The 14161-nt window shown below is 71.9% G+C and carries 14 protein-coding genes and 1 tRNA gene; 5 read left to right on the top strand and 10 right to left on the bottom strand.

Annotated elements, in window-relative coordinates:
* Positions 1-597 precede the first annotated feature (597 nt).
* Positions 598-1020, top strand: coding sequence for a hypothetical protein (locus ACIPYW_RS08690; RefSeq protein ID WP_400412683.1), 423 nt, complete (start codon positions 598-600; stop codon positions 1018-1020).
* Between the two features lie 200 nt (positions 1021-1220).
* On the opposite strand, the gene ACIPYW_RS08685 is transcribed toward ACIPYW_RS08690, so the two are convergent.
* From ACIPYW_RS08685 to serS, 3 genes are all read right to left on the bottom strand, one after another.
* Positions 1221-1305, bottom strand: a tRNA-Ser gene (locus tag ACIPYW_RS08685).
* Between the two features lie 98 nt (positions 1306-1403).
* Positions 1404-2297, bottom strand: a complete 894-nt coding sequence (locus ACIPYW_RS08680; protein WP_400412682.1) for an HAD family hydrolase — start codon at positions 2295-2297, stop codon at positions 1404-1406.
* Positions 2294-3559: a serine--tRNA ligase gene (gene serS / locus ACIPYW_RS08675; RefSeq protein WP_400412681.1), complete on the bottom strand. Its 1266-nt coding sequence runs from the start codon at positions 3557-3559 to the stop codon at positions 2294-2296. Before serS ends, ACIPYW_RS08680 begins: the two co-directional genes overlap by 4 nt.
* A 128-nt stretch (positions 3560-3687) precedes the next feature.
* Here serS and ACIPYW_RS08670 point away from each other — a divergent pair, with 128 nt between their 5' ends.
* Entirely contained in the window at positions 3688-4752 is a 1065-nt protein-coding gene (locus tag ACIPYW_RS08670) for a diacylglycerol/lipid kinase family protein (RefSeq protein WP_400412679.1), read from the top strand.
* A gap of 264 nt (positions 4753-5016) precedes the next feature.
* Here ACIPYW_RS08670 and pheA read toward each other — a convergent pair whose 3' ends face one another.
* From pheA to ACIPYW_RS08650, 4 genes are read right to left on the bottom strand one after another with little or no spacing between them, the layout of a single operon-like run.
* Positions 5017-5973, bottom strand: coding sequence for a prephenate dehydratase (gene pheA, locus ACIPYW_RS08665; protein WP_400412678.1), 957 nt, complete (start codon positions 5971-5973; stop codon positions 5017-5019).
* Between the two features lie 31 nt (positions 5974-6004).
* Positions 6005-6565: a MarR family winged helix-turn-helix transcriptional regulator gene (locus tag ACIPYW_RS08660; protein ID WP_400412677.1), complete on the bottom strand. Its 561-nt coding sequence runs from the start codon at positions 6563-6565 to the stop codon at positions 6005-6007.
* Positions 6566-6574: 9 nt separating this feature from the next.
* Positions 6575-7030, bottom strand: coding sequence for a hypothetical protein (locus tag ACIPYW_RS08655; RefSeq protein WP_400412676.1), 456 nt, complete (start codon positions 7028-7030; stop codon positions 6575-6577).
* Positions 7027-8367: a molybdopterin-dependent oxidoreductase gene (locus tag ACIPYW_RS08650; RefSeq protein WP_400412675.1), complete on the bottom strand. Its 1341-nt coding sequence runs from the start codon at positions 8365-8367 to the stop codon at positions 7027-7029. The genes ACIPYW_RS08655 and ACIPYW_RS08650 overlap by 4 nt, the downstream gene beginning before the upstream one ends.
* Positions 8368-8421: 54 nt before the next feature.
* On the opposite strand from ACIPYW_RS08650, the gene ACIPYW_RS08645 reads away from it, so the two are divergent.
* From ACIPYW_RS08645 to ACIPYW_RS08635, 3 genes are read left to right on the top strand one after another with little or no spacing between them, the layout of a single operon-like run.
* On the top strand, positions 8422-9894 hold the full coding sequence (locus ACIPYW_RS08645; RefSeq protein ID WP_400412674.1) for a glycosyltransferase 87 family protein: 1473 nt from the start codon (positions 8422-8424) through the stop codon (positions 9892-9894).
* A gap of 4 nt (positions 9895-9898) precedes the next feature.
* Complete coding sequence (gene moaA, locus ACIPYW_RS08640) at positions 9899-10957, top strand: GTP 3',8-cyclase MoaA (RefSeq protein WP_400412673.1); 1059 nt, start codon at positions 9899-9901, stop codon at positions 10955-10957.
* 2 nt (positions 10958-10959) lie between these two features.
* Positions 10960-11214 carry a MoaD/ThiS family protein gene (locus ACIPYW_RS08635; protein WP_400412672.1) on the top strand — a complete coding sequence of 85 codons (255 nt, stop codon included), beginning with the start codon at positions 10960-10962 and terminating at the stop codon, positions 11212-11214.
* Between the two features lie 30 nt (positions 11215-11244).
* Here the strand turns inward: ACIPYW_RS08635 and ACIPYW_RS08630 are convergent, their stop codons facing one another.
* From ACIPYW_RS08630 to ACIPYW_RS08620, 3 genes are read right to left on the bottom strand one after another with little or no spacing between them, the layout of a single operon-like run.
* Positions 11245-12345: a calcium:proton antiporter gene (locus ACIPYW_RS08630; protein WP_400412671.1), complete on the bottom strand. Its 1101-nt coding sequence runs from the start codon at positions 12343-12345 to the stop codon at positions 11245-11247.
* Positions 12342-13382 carry an ABC transporter ATP-binding protein gene (locus tag ACIPYW_RS08625; protein ID WP_400412670.1) on the bottom strand — a complete coding sequence of 347 codons (1041 nt, stop codon included), beginning with the start codon at positions 13380-13382 and terminating at the stop codon, positions 12342-12344. The genes ACIPYW_RS08630 and ACIPYW_RS08625 overlap by 4 nt, the downstream gene beginning before the upstream one ends.
* Positions 13379-14161, bottom strand: coding sequence for an ABC transporter permease (locus ACIPYW_RS08620; protein WP_400412668.1), 783 nt, complete (start codon positions 14159-14161; stop codon positions 13379-13381). The genes ACIPYW_RS08625 and ACIPYW_RS08620 overlap by 4 nt, the downstream gene beginning before the upstream one ends.

Raw genomic sequence — 14161 nt, 5'->3', positions numbered from 1 at the left:
CGCAGGCGGATCCCTTTGTTTATGCGGAAGTTAGGGCCGGCCCTGCGAGGCGCCTAAGCCGGAGAACATCGCAACTCGATCCTGGTGAGCGAGCGTCATCGGCGTGTCGATCCGTGCGAGAGTGACGGGTGAGGGCCAGACCGCCCGCGACACGTCCGACCGGTCCACACGCACCGGCTACGGCAGCCCCGCGGCTCTTGCTCGAGTGATGAGACGAACCGATCGTCCTCGCACCAAGCACCACCAGACGAGTTCTACACAGTGACCTGATCAGCGCTGGCACGCGGGGGTCGGCGCTTGACTGTGGAGGCGAGCATGAACTTCTGTTCGATGCTCTCAGTGGTGGTCCCCTAGATCCCGCCCGCGGCAGTCGCCGTCATCCTCTTACTGTCCCGGCAGACAGTGGCCGTACCGATCTTCGGGCTGGTGGCCTTCGCGTTGGCCGCTGACAGGCAGCACGAGCAGAAACCGCCCAGCACGTGGTGGACAGGCTCACGGGCGAGGAACTCGACGGAACCGCCGGGTCCCCGGCCCCTCCTGACGAAAAGAACTAGCGATGGACCTCCGAGTGAACCTCATCTCATCTACGCTCTGCTCATGAGTGTCACCGTGATCATCCGGCCCAAGCAACGGACCGAAATTCAGCACCTGCCCTGGCAGGCGAAGGGGGCTGGCTACAAGACCCTGGAGGACATGATCGGAGCTTCCCGTCGGGGTCAGGTTGAGTACGACGCCAGCACTAGAACCTGGTCTGTGTCCCGAACCCACTCGAACGCCGTCATCCTCGGTCTGGCTGCTCGGTACGGTCGAGTGAAGGTCATTCAGCACGGTGGAGTCGACAAGTGTGTCGAGGCCTGCTGGAAGTCCGGGCATCCCGAGAAGGCCTGGGAGTGCGAGTGCGCGTGCGCTGGGCGCAACCATGGGTCGGGATACCCGTACAAGGTCAACGTCGGCGGCAACAGTGCCGGCGGGGACCTCTCCGTTCAGGCAAGCGAGCCGCGGGTCTTCTACGTCGACTAGCGGCGGACGCGACCGCTCCACCGGAGGCGTATTGGCAGGCGGTCAGCGTTCCACGCCGGGCGAGCTCGGCGCGCAGCGCACCGCGGAGGGCGACGAGGACCGCGCATCGCGCGCTAGCTCACGATCGGCGTGTGACGATCGCCGCCAGCTCCGCGGCGCCCCGTGGCTCGACCAGGCGCAGGCTCGTGGTGCTCATCGTGCGGAGGGTGTGGGATTCGAACCCACGAGACATCACTGCCCACCTGTTTTCAAGACAGGCTCCATCGGCCGCTCGGACAACCCTCCAGTGACGCGACCACGTGGCGAGACGTGACCGCGTCCCGGGAAGTCTAGCGGGCCTCCAGGACGACGAGCGAGGCGACAATCGCCGCTGGGTGTCAACGCTACCGCGGCAGCGTGTCGAGCGCTGCGGCGAGCCCGTCGTCCGTCACGCCGCCCGTGAGCTCGTTGCCCGCGTCGACCACGTCGTCCGGGGCCTGGCCCATCGCGACCCCGCGTCCGGACGTCGACGCCCACCGCAGCATGTCGATGTCGTTCCGACCGTCCCCCGCGGCGAACACCCGGGAGCGCGGGATGTCGAGCCACTCGCGCACCCGCTCCATCGCGGTGGCCTTCGTCACGCCCTCGGGAGCGATGTCGAGCCACGAGGTCCAGCCGACGGAGTACGAGACCTTGTGCAGTCCCATCCGCTCGACGACCTGCAGGAAGTCCTCGGTGTCGTGTCCCGGGGAGATCACGACGACACGGGTCGCCTCGACGCCGAGCAGTTGGTCGAAGGGGACGTGGTCGCCCTGTACAGTCATGGTGTCGTCGGGGAAGTTGCCGGACAGCAGGAAGTGTCCGTGCTCGTCCTCGACGCCGAACGCGGCGTCGGCGAGGGCGCCGTGGATGGTCTGCAGTACCTCGGTCGGGTCGAACCGCTCGACGTGCGCGTGCTCGTAGGTGCCGTCCTCGCGGCGGCGGAGCGTGAGGGCGCCGTTCGCGACGACGAGGTACTTCGGGCGGATGCCGAGGGTGTCGAGCAACGGCACCGTCATGCTCTCGCTGCGCCCGGTGGACAGCATGACCTCGTGCCCCGCGGCCTCGGCGTCACGGACGGCGGTGACGACGGTGTCGGTGATGACCCCGTCCTCGCGCATGGTCGTGCCGTCGATGTCGAGCGCGACGAGCCAGCGCTTCGTCCGCGCCGGGGCACCGCCACCAGCGGCGGCAGCAGGGCCGGCAGCCGCGGCTCCGCCCTCGCCGGACCCGTCGACGAACCGCTCGTGGGAGGTCATCGGGGCTCGATCACCTCGACGCCGCCGAGGTACGGACGGAGCACCTCGGGCACGACGACCGAGCCGTCGGCCTGCTGGTGCGTCTCGAGGATCGCGACGATCCACCGCGTGGTGGCGAGCGTGCCGTTGAGGGTCGCGACGGGCGCGGTCTTCCCCGACTCGGTGCGGTACCGGATGTCGAGCCGACGGGCCTGGAACGTCGTGCAGTTCGAGGTCGAGGTGAGCTCGCGGAAGGTGCCCTGCGTCGGGACCCACGCCTCGATGTCGAACTTGCGCGCCGCACTCGTACCGAGGTCTCCGCCGGCGACGTCGATCACGCGGTAGTGCAGCCCGAGGTCCTGGAGCATCGACTCCTGGTACCCGACGAGCTTCTCGTGCTCGGCCTCGGCCTGGTCCGGGTGGACGTAGGAGAACATCTCGAGCTTGTTGAACTGGTGCACGCGGAGGATGCCGCGGTTGTCCTTGCCCGCGGACCCGGCCTCGCGGCGGTAGCAGGTCGACCAGCCGGCGTAGCGGTGCGCCTCGCCCTCCGCGAGCGGGAGGATCTCGTCGGCGTGGAACCCGGCGAGGGCGACCTCGCTCGTGCCGGTGAGGTAGAGGTCGTCGGCCTCGAGACGGTACACCTCGGCGGCGTGCTCCCCGAGGAACCCGGTGCCGGCCATCGTCTCCGGTCGGACGAGCGTCGGGGTGATGAGCGGCTCGAACCCGGCGGCGACGGCACGGTCGAGGCCGAGCGACATGAGCGCGATCTCGAGCCGTGCTCCGAGGCCGCGGAGGAAGTAGAAGCGGGAGCCGGAGACCTTCACACCGCGCGGGATGTCGATGATGCCGAGGTGCTCGCCGAGGTCGGCGTGGTCCTTCGGCTCGAAGTCGAACTCGGGCTTCGTGCCGACGGTGCGGAGCGTGACGAAGTCGTCCTCGCCACCCTTGGGCACGTCCGGCAGCACGACGTTCGGGATCGCGCGGACGACCCTGTCGAATGTCTCCTCCGCGGCGGTGACGGTGGCCTGCGCCTCCTTCACCTGCGCGGCGAGCGCCTGGGCCTGCTGCACGAGGGCGGCCTTCTCGTCCTTCGGCGCCTTCGCGACGGTCTTGCCGAAGGCGTTCTGCTCGGCGCGGAGGGACTCGAACGAGGTGATCGCGCTCCGCCTCGCCGCGTCCGCGGCGACGGCGTCGTCGACGACGTCGACGGAGGCGCCGCGCGCCTCCTGCGAGGCCTTGATGACGTCCGGGTTGTCACGCAACAGCTGGGGGTCGATCACCGCACCATCCTAAGGGGACCGCGCCCGCAGTCGGCCTGGAGGCCCGTGGCGGGCCCGCCATGCGCCTCCAGGCCGGTTCATGGCCAGCCGGGCATCCCCTCGCAGCATCCGGTCGGTACCGTGGCAGCATGTCGACCCCATCGGAGACCGCATCTGCGGATGCCCTCCAGACCGAGCAGCGGACGGCCGCGGTGGTCTACAACCCGGTCAAGGTGCACCTGCCGACCCTCGAGCAGACGATCGAGCAGCTCCAGCGCGACGCCGGCTGGGCCGAGACCCTGTGGTTCGAGACGACGGAGGAGGACCCGGGTGGCGGGATGGCACGCGCCGCGATCGAGGCGGGGGCGGACGTCGTCGCAGCCGCCGGCGGTGACGGAACCGTCCGGGCGGTGGCCGAGGTCGTGCACGGCTCGGACGCGGCCCTCGCGCTCCTCCCGAGCGGGACGGGCAACCTGCTCGCCCGCAACATGAAGCTCCCGCTGGACGACCTGCAGGCGAGCGCGCGGACGATCTTCCACGGGGACGACCGCCCCATCGACTTCGGCACCCTCACGGTCGAACGAGAAGGCGGTGAGCGCGAGCAGCTCGGCTTCCTCGTGATGGCCGGTCTCGGGCTCGACGCCCGGATGCTCGCCAACACCCGGCCCGAGCTGAAGAAACGCGTCGGGTGGCTCGCGTACGTCGACTCCCTCTTCCGCTCGGTGCGCGACGCCGACGCGTTCGAGTTCCGCTACCAGCTCGACGACGAGGGCAACCACTCGGCGCGGGCGCACTCGCTCATCGTCGGGAACTGCGGGCAGCTCCAGGCCGGGGCGATCCTGCTGCCGGACGCCGAGATCGACGACGGTGTGTTCGACATCGCGGTGATGCGACCGCGCGGGTTCTTCGGGTGGGTCCGGATCGGCGCCCGGGTGTTCTGGGAGAACGGGATCCTGCGGACGTTCCGGCGGTCCTCGTTGGCGAAGACGGTCGTCGGGCAGAAGCTCGTGACGGCCTCGCGTGAGGAACGCCCCCTGCGGTACCTCCGCGGGCAGGAGTTCACGGCACGGCTCGAGCGTCCGGACGAGTTCGAGGTCGACGGCGACCCGGTGGGGAAGATCGTGGCGTTCCGCTCCCGCATCGACCCGCTGGGCCTCCGGGTCCGCGTGCCGGCGCCGGGCGACGACCGCCACGGCTCGCGCCAGGTCCCGTAGGGGGCGGGCGCGGCGCTACCGCGCGTCCGGGCGCGACTCCGTCGGCCGACGGCCGTTGCCGACGGCCGTTGCCGACGGCCGTTGCCGTCGGCCGTCCGCGTCGTCGGCCGTTGCCGCCGGCCGTCCGCGTCGTCGGAGGGCGTCGCACAACCAAAGTCGTGCCGAACCGCCGATCCGCGTGGTTCGGCACGACTTTGGTTGTGCGCCGACGAAGCGCGCCGCAACCGCCGCCACCGCTGAGCGGGCCGCGGCCGCGGCCGGGCGCTACCGCGCGTCGGGCTCGCCGGAGACGATCGCCCGCAGCCAGTCGCGCGCCTCGACGAACGCCTCGTCCGAGTACCGCGCGGGCACCTCGGGTCGCTGCCCGTCGGCCCGCGGGTAGGACCCGAGGAACGTCACGCGCGGGCTGAAGCGCCGGAGACCGAGCAGCGCGTCCGCCACCCGTTCGTCGCGCACGTGCCCGTCGAGGTCGATGACGAACCGGTAGCGGCCGAGCTCGTCGCCGATCGGCCGCGAGGACAGCAACCCCATGTTGATCCCCCGCGTCGCGAACTGCTCGAGCATGTCGACGAGGGCGCCGGGGTGCTCGCTCGGCAGCTCGACGATGACGCTCGTCTTGTCGGCTCCGGTCGGCTCGGGCAGCGCGAGCGTCCGCGACACGAGCACGAACCGCGTCACGGCCGAGGCATTGTCACCGATCGAGGACGCCAGCACCGCGAGGTCGTGGTGGTCGGTGATCCCGGGAGGCGCGACGGCGGCGTCCGCGATGGGGTGCTCGTCGAGCAGGGACACGGCGGCGGCGACGTTCGAGGACGCCGGGATGTGCCCGTGTCCGGGGAGGTGCTGCTCGAGCCACTGGTGCGTCTGGGCATAGGCGACGGGGTGGGCGTTCACGGTGCGCACGTCGGCGAGGGTCGTGCCGTGCCGTGCGACGAGGACGAAGTCGACCGGGACGAGGTACTCCCCCACGATCCGCACGCCGGGGATCCGGGCGAGGGCGTCCTGCGTGGCGCTGACTCCGCCGTCGACGCTGTTCTCGATCGCGATGACGGCGCCGACCGACCGCCCGCTCATGACGTCGTCGAGCGCTTCGCCGACGTTGTTCACGCTCCGCCAGGGCTTGCCGGCGGCGGCCTCGACGAGCTTGAGCGCCGCTTCGGTGAAGGTGCCGGCCGGTCCGAGGTAGGAGTACGTGTCGGAGGGCTCGGCGGGCGTGTTCATGCGGCGAGCCTATTGCAGCCCGAGCGCGCGCCTACTGCGGCGGCTGCCGCTGCCCCGTGAGCCGCTCCTCGCAGATCGTCGGGGCGTCGTCCTCGCGCGGGTAGGTCAGCGCGGCGAAGCGACCCTCGGGGTCGAGCCGTCCGAGCAACGCCTTCGTGATCGCGTCGAGTTGCCCCGTCTGCTCGTCCGTCAGCGCGTCGATGACGAACGTCCGCGCGGTCCGCACGTGCTGCGGCGCCGCCTCGACGATGGCCGCGTAGCCGTCGTCGGTGAGCCGCACGTCGGTCGCCCGGCGGTCGTCGGTGGAGGGGCAGCGTGCGACGAGCCCGCGCTTCTCGAGCCGCGACACCACGTGGGACAGCCGGGGCAGGGAAGCGTTCGTCGCCGAGGCCAGCGCGGACATCCGCAGCGTGCGCGACTCCGTCTCGGAGAGCATCGCGATGACCATGTAGTCGAAGTGCGTCAGGTCGGCGTCACGCTGGAGCTGCTGGTCGAGCGCCGCCGGCAGGAGCTCCATGACCGCGACGAGCTTCATCCACGCACGGAGCTGCGCGCGGTCGAGCCACGGGGTGTCGTCGGTCGGCTCGGGCATGGGCCGAGTCTACCGATTGGTTGTCGGTTCAACCAGTGCTCGTGGACGATTCCTCGACATCAGGCCGCCGACGACGAGGACCGCGATCACCACCACGAGCAGCACCCCCTCGACGATCGCCAACCGGACGCCGTAGTCGAACGGCAGGATCGTCGGGTTCTTCTGCTCGTGTGCCTTCGCCGCGATCTCGGGCAGCACCACGAGGGCCAGCACGCTCCCGAGCACCACGGCCGACTGGACGACAACGAGCACCCACGCCCGGATCGAGCGCCCGGTCCGGCGGAGCAGGAGGCCGGCACCCACGACGAAGGGTGAGAGCACGGCGTCGTGCAGGACGACAGCGCCGAGCAACCAGGTCGCGAGTCCCCAGATCCGGTTCGGTCGCACGGTCGTCACGAGGACGTACGCACCGAACGCCATCACCAGGACACCGAGCACGACGAGCACGATCCGCGCGGCCCTCATGCGATCACCTCGATCTTCTCGATCCACTTCGTCTGCAGCACGCCGGGCCGACCCGGAGCGATGATGCGCGCCGGGAACCCGTGGTCGAGGTCGAGCGTCGCACCGTTCAGCTCGAGGGCCACAAGGGTCGTCGGGTCCTCCGCGTACTCGGGCCCCATGTCCATGATCCGGTAGCCGCCGTGCCGCTCGAGGCTCGTCACGCGGACCTTCGACCCCGGCTCCGCCTGGACGGCGAGCAGCAGGTCGCGCATCCGCACCCCACGCCAGGTCGCCATCTGACTCCAGCCCTCGACGCAGGAGATCGGTAGTTCGGCCTGCGCCGTCCCGAGCGCGACGAGCTCGGCGCGCGAGAACGTCCGACTGACGGCCGGTCCGACGACGGTGAGCGCCCAGTCCGCGGCGGTCGCGGTCGCGAGGACCCCCGCCGCCCGCGCCGTCCGGTTGACGGGCAGGTCGTTCGGACCGCGGTGCCGCTGGCGCGCACCGAACACGTTGAACGGCTCGGCGAGCGTGCTCGACTGGCCGGCGGTCAGGGCGACGACGCCGACGGTCGCGGCGGTCACCCCGGCGAAGAACCCGCGTCGGGCGATCCGCTGCCGTCGACCGTCGGTCGCCTCTGCGGACGGCCTGGAGGCACGGCTTGCCTCCGCCTCGTCGGCCCGCGTCGACGGTGCGGGAGCGCCGTCGACCCAGCGGAGCAGGCGGCCGGTGAGGCCGCGGGGGTACGAGGTGACCGTCTGCCGGCCCGGGTGGTCCGTAGCGGGGTCGAGCCGTGCCTCCCGGTCGACCGCCGGCGGCAGCAGCTCGCTGCCCACCGACGCGTCCGGCACGAACCGGCCGTGCTCGTCGTACGAGTCGCGCGACCGCCAGTACCGCGCGATGACCCGCAGCTTGACCGCGACGTGCACGATGAGCGAGCCGATGATCACGTAGGCCAGCGCGTTGTGCACCTGCTTGAACGGGAACGGCCACGGGTACCACTGGTACGTGTTCAGCAGCCCGGTCCCCACCTGCACGATGGCCGCCGCCACGAGCACCGCGATGGAGAGCCGCTCGAGGAGGTGCAGGAAACCCCGCACCGGGGGGACCTGGACCAGGGCGGGCATCACGGTGTTGAGCTTCGCGAGGAGCAGCGGGATGATCGCGATCCCCGTGGTGATGTGCAGGCCCTGCGTGAACTGGTAGAGCTGCACGGGACGGGTGGGGAAACGCATCCACGGGAACGGCTGCTGGAGGAGGTAGCTGTAGACGCCGGTGCCGAAGCACACGAGGAACGCGATGCCGAGCAGGCGACCGAGGACCACGGCCGAGCGGGCGTTCCGGTTCGGCGACGCCATCGCGGATCGTGCATCCAGGAGCAGCCGCCGGACCGTCGCTAGCCTCGACCCACCATGAGTGAACGTCTCCGCCCCGGCCGACCCACGCCGACCGTCCTGGTGCCGACCGTGCTGGCGGTCGTCGGGGTGCTCGCCCTGGCGGGCGTCGTCGCCTACGGCGTCACGCATCTGGGGTTCCTCCGAGCTGGTCATCGTTCCCCATTCGTCGCGTGGACCCTGATCGCTTGGACGGTGTTCGCGGCGTCGGTGCTCGCGCTGCGGTTCGTCCCCTCGCGGTGGACGACCTGGCTCGTCGTCGGCGGCGGCCTGGTGGTCGGGCTCGCCGCGCTCGCGGGTCCGCCGAACACCAGCACCGACTCTGCCCGGTACGCCTGGGACGGGATCGTGCAGCACGCCGGGATCTCACCGTACGCGCACACCCCGCAGTCCGAGGCGCTCGCCGGGCTCCGGCCCGACTGGCTGTTCCCCGACAAGGTCGACGGCACGTGCAAGCCGATCGAACCGCGGTTCCGGGGGCTCGGGGACGGCGCCGACGGGCACTGCGTGGCGATCAACCGCCCGGACGTCGTGACGATCTACCCGCCGATGGCCCAGCTGTGGTTCGCGCTCGTGCGCGCGTTCGTCCCGGCGACCGCGCAGTACATGCCGTTCCAGGTCGCGGGGCTGCTGCTCTCGCTCGGCGTCACCGTCGGGCTCGTCGCGGTCCTCCGGCGCACGGGCCGGCCGGTCTGGTGGGCGGCGCTCTGGGCGTGGTCGCCGCTCGTGGCCTCCGAGGCGGTCACGAACTCCCACGTCGACGCCCTCGGGGCCGCGCTGGCGACCGCGGGGGCGGTGCTCGTCGCGTTCGGCCGGCCGATCTGGGGCGGCATCGCGCTCGGGGCGGCGACCGCGTCGAAGCTCATCCCCGCACTCGTCTACCCGCCGCTCCTCGGCAGGCGTCGGCACTGGTGGGCGATCCCGGTCGGCATCGCCGTGTTCGCGCTGCTGTACGTGCCGTACGTCATCTCGACCGGGCCGAAGGTGCTCGGGTACCTGCCCGGGTACCTCTCCGAGGAGGGCTACGAGGACGGGTCCCGGTTCGCCCTCGTGTCGCTGGTGTTCCCCGGCGACGCGGGCACGGTCGTCGTCGGGCTGCTCGTCCTCCTCGCGGCGTTCGTCGCCTGGCGCCTGGCCGACCCGGCGGCGCCCTGGTCCGGCGAGGTGCTGCTCATCGGCGTGACGTTCCTCGCCGTGACCCCCCGCTACCCCTGGTACGCCCTGCTGCTCATCCCGTTCGTGGCGCTGTCCGGCCGGTGGGAGTGGCTGTCGATCGGGCTCGCGATCGCCCTGCGCGGGGTGTGGCCGTCGACCCCCGCCTACCGGTGGTGGCTCGCCGCGGCGGTCCTCGTCGTGGTGGTCGGCACGCTCGCCCGCACCAGACGCTCCGACTGGGCCCGGTGGCGAGACCGGCTGCTGTTCCGCGACGGCCGGGCAGCGCACGCACCCGCGATGTCGTCAGGTATGCGGCCCCCCGAGGACGTACGCTGACGCCATGGCTCCCGCGACGCTGCTCGGTTCGACCGGCGCTCCCTCGGCGGACGCGCTGCTCGACCGCTTCGGCCGCCGCGCCGTCGACCTGCGGGTGTCGCTGACCGAACGCTGCAACCTCCGCTGCACCTACTGCATGCCGGCCGCCGGTCTGCCGTTCGCCCCCGACGACGCACTCATGACCGCGGCGGAGATCGAACGGCTGGTCCGCCTCGGGACCACGCGGTTCGGAGTGCGCAAGGTCCGCTTCACGGGCGGCGAGCCGATGCTCCGGCACGACCTCGTCGACGTGATCGCACGCTGTGCAGCGCTGCCGGACGCCCCGGAACTGTCACTGACGACGAACGCGATCGGTCTGGCGCACCGAGCCGACGCGCTGTACGCCGCAGGCCTCCGGCGGGTGAACGTGTCGCTCGACACCGTCGACCCCGACGTCTTCACCGAGGTCACCCGGCGGCCCTTCCTCGACAAGGTCATCGCCGGACTGTCGGCCGCCCACGACGCCGGACTCGCGATCAAGGTCAACGCGGTGCTGCTCCGCGGCGTCAACGACCACCTCGCGCCGGACCTCATGCGTTGGTGCCTCGAGCGCGGGTACGAGCTCCGCTTCATCGAGCAGATGCCGCTCGACAGCGACCACGCCTGGGAGCGCTCGACCATGATCACCGCGGCCGAGACCCGTGCGATGCTGTCCGCCACGTTCGGGCTCGTGCCGGACGAGGCCCCGCGCGACGGCGCTCCCGCCGAACGGTTCCGGGTGTTCGCACGCGGGGCGGACGGCACCCTCGGTGCGGAGCTCGGCACGATCGGGATCATCGCGAGCATCACCGAGTCGTTCTGCGCCGACTGCACCCGCACGCGCCTCACCGCCGACGGCCACGTCCGGAGCTGTCTGTTCTCCGACGACGAGACCGACGTCCTCGGCCCGATGCGGTCGGGCGCGACGGACGACGAGGTCGCCGAGCTCTGGCAGCGGGCGATGTGGGCGAAGCCCCGCGACCACGGCGACGACAGCGACGACCTCGTGCACCCGACGCGGGGCATGAGCGCGATCGGGGGCTGACGGTGACGACGGTGCGGTTCTTCGCGGCGGCCCGGGCCGCGGTCGGTGCGGACGAGGTCGCGGTCGACGTCGCGACGCTGCCGGTCGCCTCGCTCGACCAGGTGCTGGCAGCGGTCACGGCGGCAGACCCGGAGCGGTGGTCGGCGCTGGTGGAGCGGTGCTCGTTCCTCGTCGACGGGGTCAGCACGCGGGACCGCTCGACCTCGCTCGTCGGGGTGGAGACCGTCGACGTCATGCCGCCGTTCGCCGGCGGCTGACACCCGGGCGACCCGGGGCGCTCGCCCGCGCTACGGCGCGATCGACAACACGATGAACGCCGCGAAGATCACCAGGTGCACCCCGCCCTGCAGCCGCGTCGCTCGCCCGGGCAGCACGGTGAGCACCGCGGCGACGATCGTCAGCGCGAGCAGCACGATCTGCGCCGACCCGAGCCCGAGCAGCAGCGTCCCGGGCATGAAGAGCGACGCCACCGCGATCGACGGGATCGTCAGACCGATCGACGCCATGGCCGACCCCATCGCGAGGTTCAGGCTCGTCTGGATCCGGTTGCGCGCCGCGGCCTTCGACGCCGCGATCCCCTCCGGCAGCAGGATGAGCAGGGCGATCACGACACCGACGAACGACGGCGGGAAGCCCACCGCCGCTACGCCGGCCTCGATCGCGGGTGACTCCACCTTCGCCAGGCCGACGACGGCGACGAGCGCGAGGAGCAGCAGCCCGAGCGACACCAGCGTCTGCCGACCGGTCGGGGTCGCCGCGTGCACGGTCTCGTCGTCCGGCGTGGCCCGGGTTCCCGGACCCACCGGCAGGAAGAAGTCCCGGTGCGCGATCGTCTGGGTGAAGACGAACAGCCCGTAGAGCGCGAGGGACGCGATCGCCACGAAGACGAGCTGCACGCCGGTGAAGGAGGCATTGTCCGTCCCCGTGGTGAACGTCGGCAGGACGAGCGTCAGCACCGCCAGCGCCGCGACGGTCATCGTCGCCGCGGAGGCACCCTCCTGGTTGAACCGGACGGTGTGGTGCCGGATCGTCCCGATGAGGATCGCCAGCCCGACGAGCCCGTTCATCGTGATCATCACCGCGGAGAAGACCGTGTCGCGGGCGAGCGTCTCGGCCTTCGCCCCGCCCGAGCTCGACAGCGCGATGATGAGCGCGACCTCGATGATCGTGACGGCGACCGCGAGCACGAGTGACCCGAACGGCTCCCCCACCCGGTGCGCGACGACCTCGGCGTGGTGCACCGCGGCGAGCACCGTCCCCGCGAGCACCACGGCGACGAGGACGACGACCACCGTGCCGAGGTCGTGCCGGCCGAAGGTCAGCGCCAGGACGACCGCCGCGACGACGGGTACCGCGACGGGCCAGGCCTTGCCGATCCAGGAGGTCATCCGTCGATCCTCCCACCGTCCGGCTCGTAGACCACCACCTCGTCGGCCGGGACGCTGATCCGACAGGTGTCGCCGACCGCGAGTCCGAGCGCCGCGAACCGTGTCAGGGTGACGTCGGCCACGAGCTCGCCCGCCACGACCCGGACGAGGCCGTCCCGGGGTTCGACGGCGTCCACGCGACGCCCCGCCCCGTCGTCGTCCCGCGTCAGGAGCGCGGCCGTCGGGTGGTAGGCGGCCAGGGCGGACCGGCCGGGAGGCACGGTGCGCGTCGCCGACGCCAGTTCACCGCCGTCGTTGGTCACCACCCCGCCGCTGGTCGCCCTCCCGGGCACGGTCACCAGGCCCGAGAACCGGGCGGCGAAGGCGCTCCGCGGACGGCCGAGGACCGCATCCGGAGTGCCGCGGTCGACGACGCGACCGGCTTCGACCACGACGACACGGTCGGCGAGCGCCATCACCTCGACGGGGTCGTGCGTCACGAGCAGCGTCGGACGTCCGGCGGCCGCGGCGACGAGGGCGGCGCGGACCTCCTGCCGGGCGGTGACGTCGAGCGCCGAGGTCGGCTCGTCGAGGAGCAGCACCGCCGGGTCGGCGGCGAGGGCGCGGGCGATCGCGACGCGCTGGGCCTGACCGCCCGAGAGCGTCCTCGGTGCCCGGTCGGCCAGCGGGAGCGCCCCGACGGCGGCCAACGCGTCGCGGGCGCGGCCACGGGCCTCCCGGCTGGTGGCACCGACCGCTCGCGGTCCGAAGGCGACGTTCGCGACGACGGAGCGGTGGGGGAAGAGGTCGGGGCGCTGCGCGACCAGGCCGATGCGTCGGCGGTGGGTGGGCACCGAGCGGACGTCGTCGGAGAGCGTGCGTCCGTCGAGGACGACCGCACCGCCGTCCGGACGGACGAGCCCGGCGAGGACGTCGACGACCGTCGACTTGCCGGCGCCGTTCGGGCCGACGAGGGCGACGCACTCGTCGGGACCGACCTCGAGCGCGACGTCGACGTCACGGGCGCGGACGACGACGTGCGCCTCCAGGCCGCTCACGCGAGCACGCTCCGGTTGCGCAGCGACGAGACGCCGATGACGACCACGGCGACGACGACCAGCACGAGCGAGAGCGCGACCGCGGTGTCGGGGTCGATCTCGCGCTGGAGGTAGATCTCGAGCGGGAGGGTCCGCGTCACGCCCTGCAGGCTGCCGGCGAAGGTCAGGGTTGCTCCGAACTCGCCGAGGGCCCGGGCGAAGCAGAGGACGAGCCCTGCCGTGATGCCCGGGAGGATCCGCGGCGTGGTGACGGTCAGGAAGGTGCGGGTGGGGCTCGCGCCGAGGGTCGCCGCGACCCGTTCGTACCGGTCGCCGCCGACGCGGAGCGCACCCTCGATCGACGACACCAGGAACGGCATCGACACGAAGGTCTGTGCGATGACGACCGCGGCCGTGGTGAATGCGATCCGCACCCCGTGGTCGTCGAGGAACGCGCCGATCGGGCCGAGCCTGCCGAACGCCGCGAGGAGCGCCAGGCCGCCGACGACGGGCGGCAGGACGAGCGGCAGCAGCACGACGGCGCGGGCCACCCCGGTCCACCGCGACGTCGACCGGGCGAACACCACGGCGAGCGGGTAGCCGAGGACGAAGGCGATGCCGGTCGTCGCGGCGGCGGTGCCGAGGCTCAGTCCGAGGGCGGTGCGGGAAGCGGGCGAGGTGACGAGTGCGACGAACGACCCCCAGTCGACGCGACCGACCATCGCGAGGACGGGCACGACGACGAACAGACCGCCGAGCACCGCCGGGACCGGGAGCCACCACGGGAGGGGACGGCGCAT

The organism is Curtobacterium sp. NPDC089689, from assembly GCF_044749145.1.
GTDB lineage: Bacteria > Actinomycetota > Actinomycetes > Actinomycetales > Microbacteriaceae > Curtobacterium.
Note: the sequence above shows the minus strand (reverse complement) of the source record. Positions and strands in the feature narration are given on the sequence as shown.

Bases quoted from the DNA above. Each gene is read 5' to 3' on its own strand.
- ACIPYW_RS08655 (WP_400412676.1), bottom strand. From the start codon at position 7,030: ATGAGGGCCGCGCGGATCGTGCTCGTCGTGCTCGGTGTCCTGGTGATG.
- ACIPYW_RS08670 (WP_400412679.1), top strand. From the start codon at position 3,688: ATGTCGACCCCATCGGAGACCGCATCTGCGGATGCCCTCCAGACCGAG.
- ACIPYW_RS08680 (WP_400412682.1), bottom strand. From the start codon at position 2,297: ATGACCTCCCACGAGCGGTTCGTCGACGGGTCCGGCGAGGGCGGAGCC.
- ACIPYW_RS08630 (WP_400412671.1), bottom strand. From the start codon at position 12,345: ATGACCTCCTGGATCGGCAAGGCCTGGCCCGTCGCGGTACCCGTCGTC.
- ACIPYW_RS08645 (WP_400412674.1), top strand. From the start codon at position 8,422: ATGAGTGAACGTCTCCGCCCCGGCCGACCCACGCCGACCGTCCTGGTG.
- ACIPYW_RS08650 (WP_400412675.1), bottom strand. From the start codon at position 8,367: ATGGCGTCGCCGAACCGGAACGCCCGCTCGGCCGTGGTCCTCGGTCGC.
- ACIPYW_RS08620 (WP_400412668.1), bottom strand. From the start codon at position 14,161: ATGCGCCGTCCCCTCCCGTGGTGGCTCCCGGTCCCGGCGGTGCTCGGC.
- ACIPYW_RS08660 (WP_400412677.1), bottom strand. From the start codon at position 6,565: ATGCCCGAGCCGACCGACGACACCCCGTGGCTCGACCGCGCGCAGCTC.
- moaA (WP_400412673.1), top strand. From the start codon at position 9,899: ATGGCTCCCGCGACGCTGCTCGGTTCGACCGGCGCTCCCTCGGCGGAC.
- ACIPYW_RS08690 (WP_400412683.1), top strand. From the start codon at position 598: ATGAGTGTCACCGTGATCATCCGGCCCAAGCAACGGACCGAAATTCAG.
- pheA (WP_400412678.1), bottom strand. From the start codon at position 5,973: ATGAACACGCCCGCCGAGCCCTCCGACACGTACTCCTACCTCGGACCG.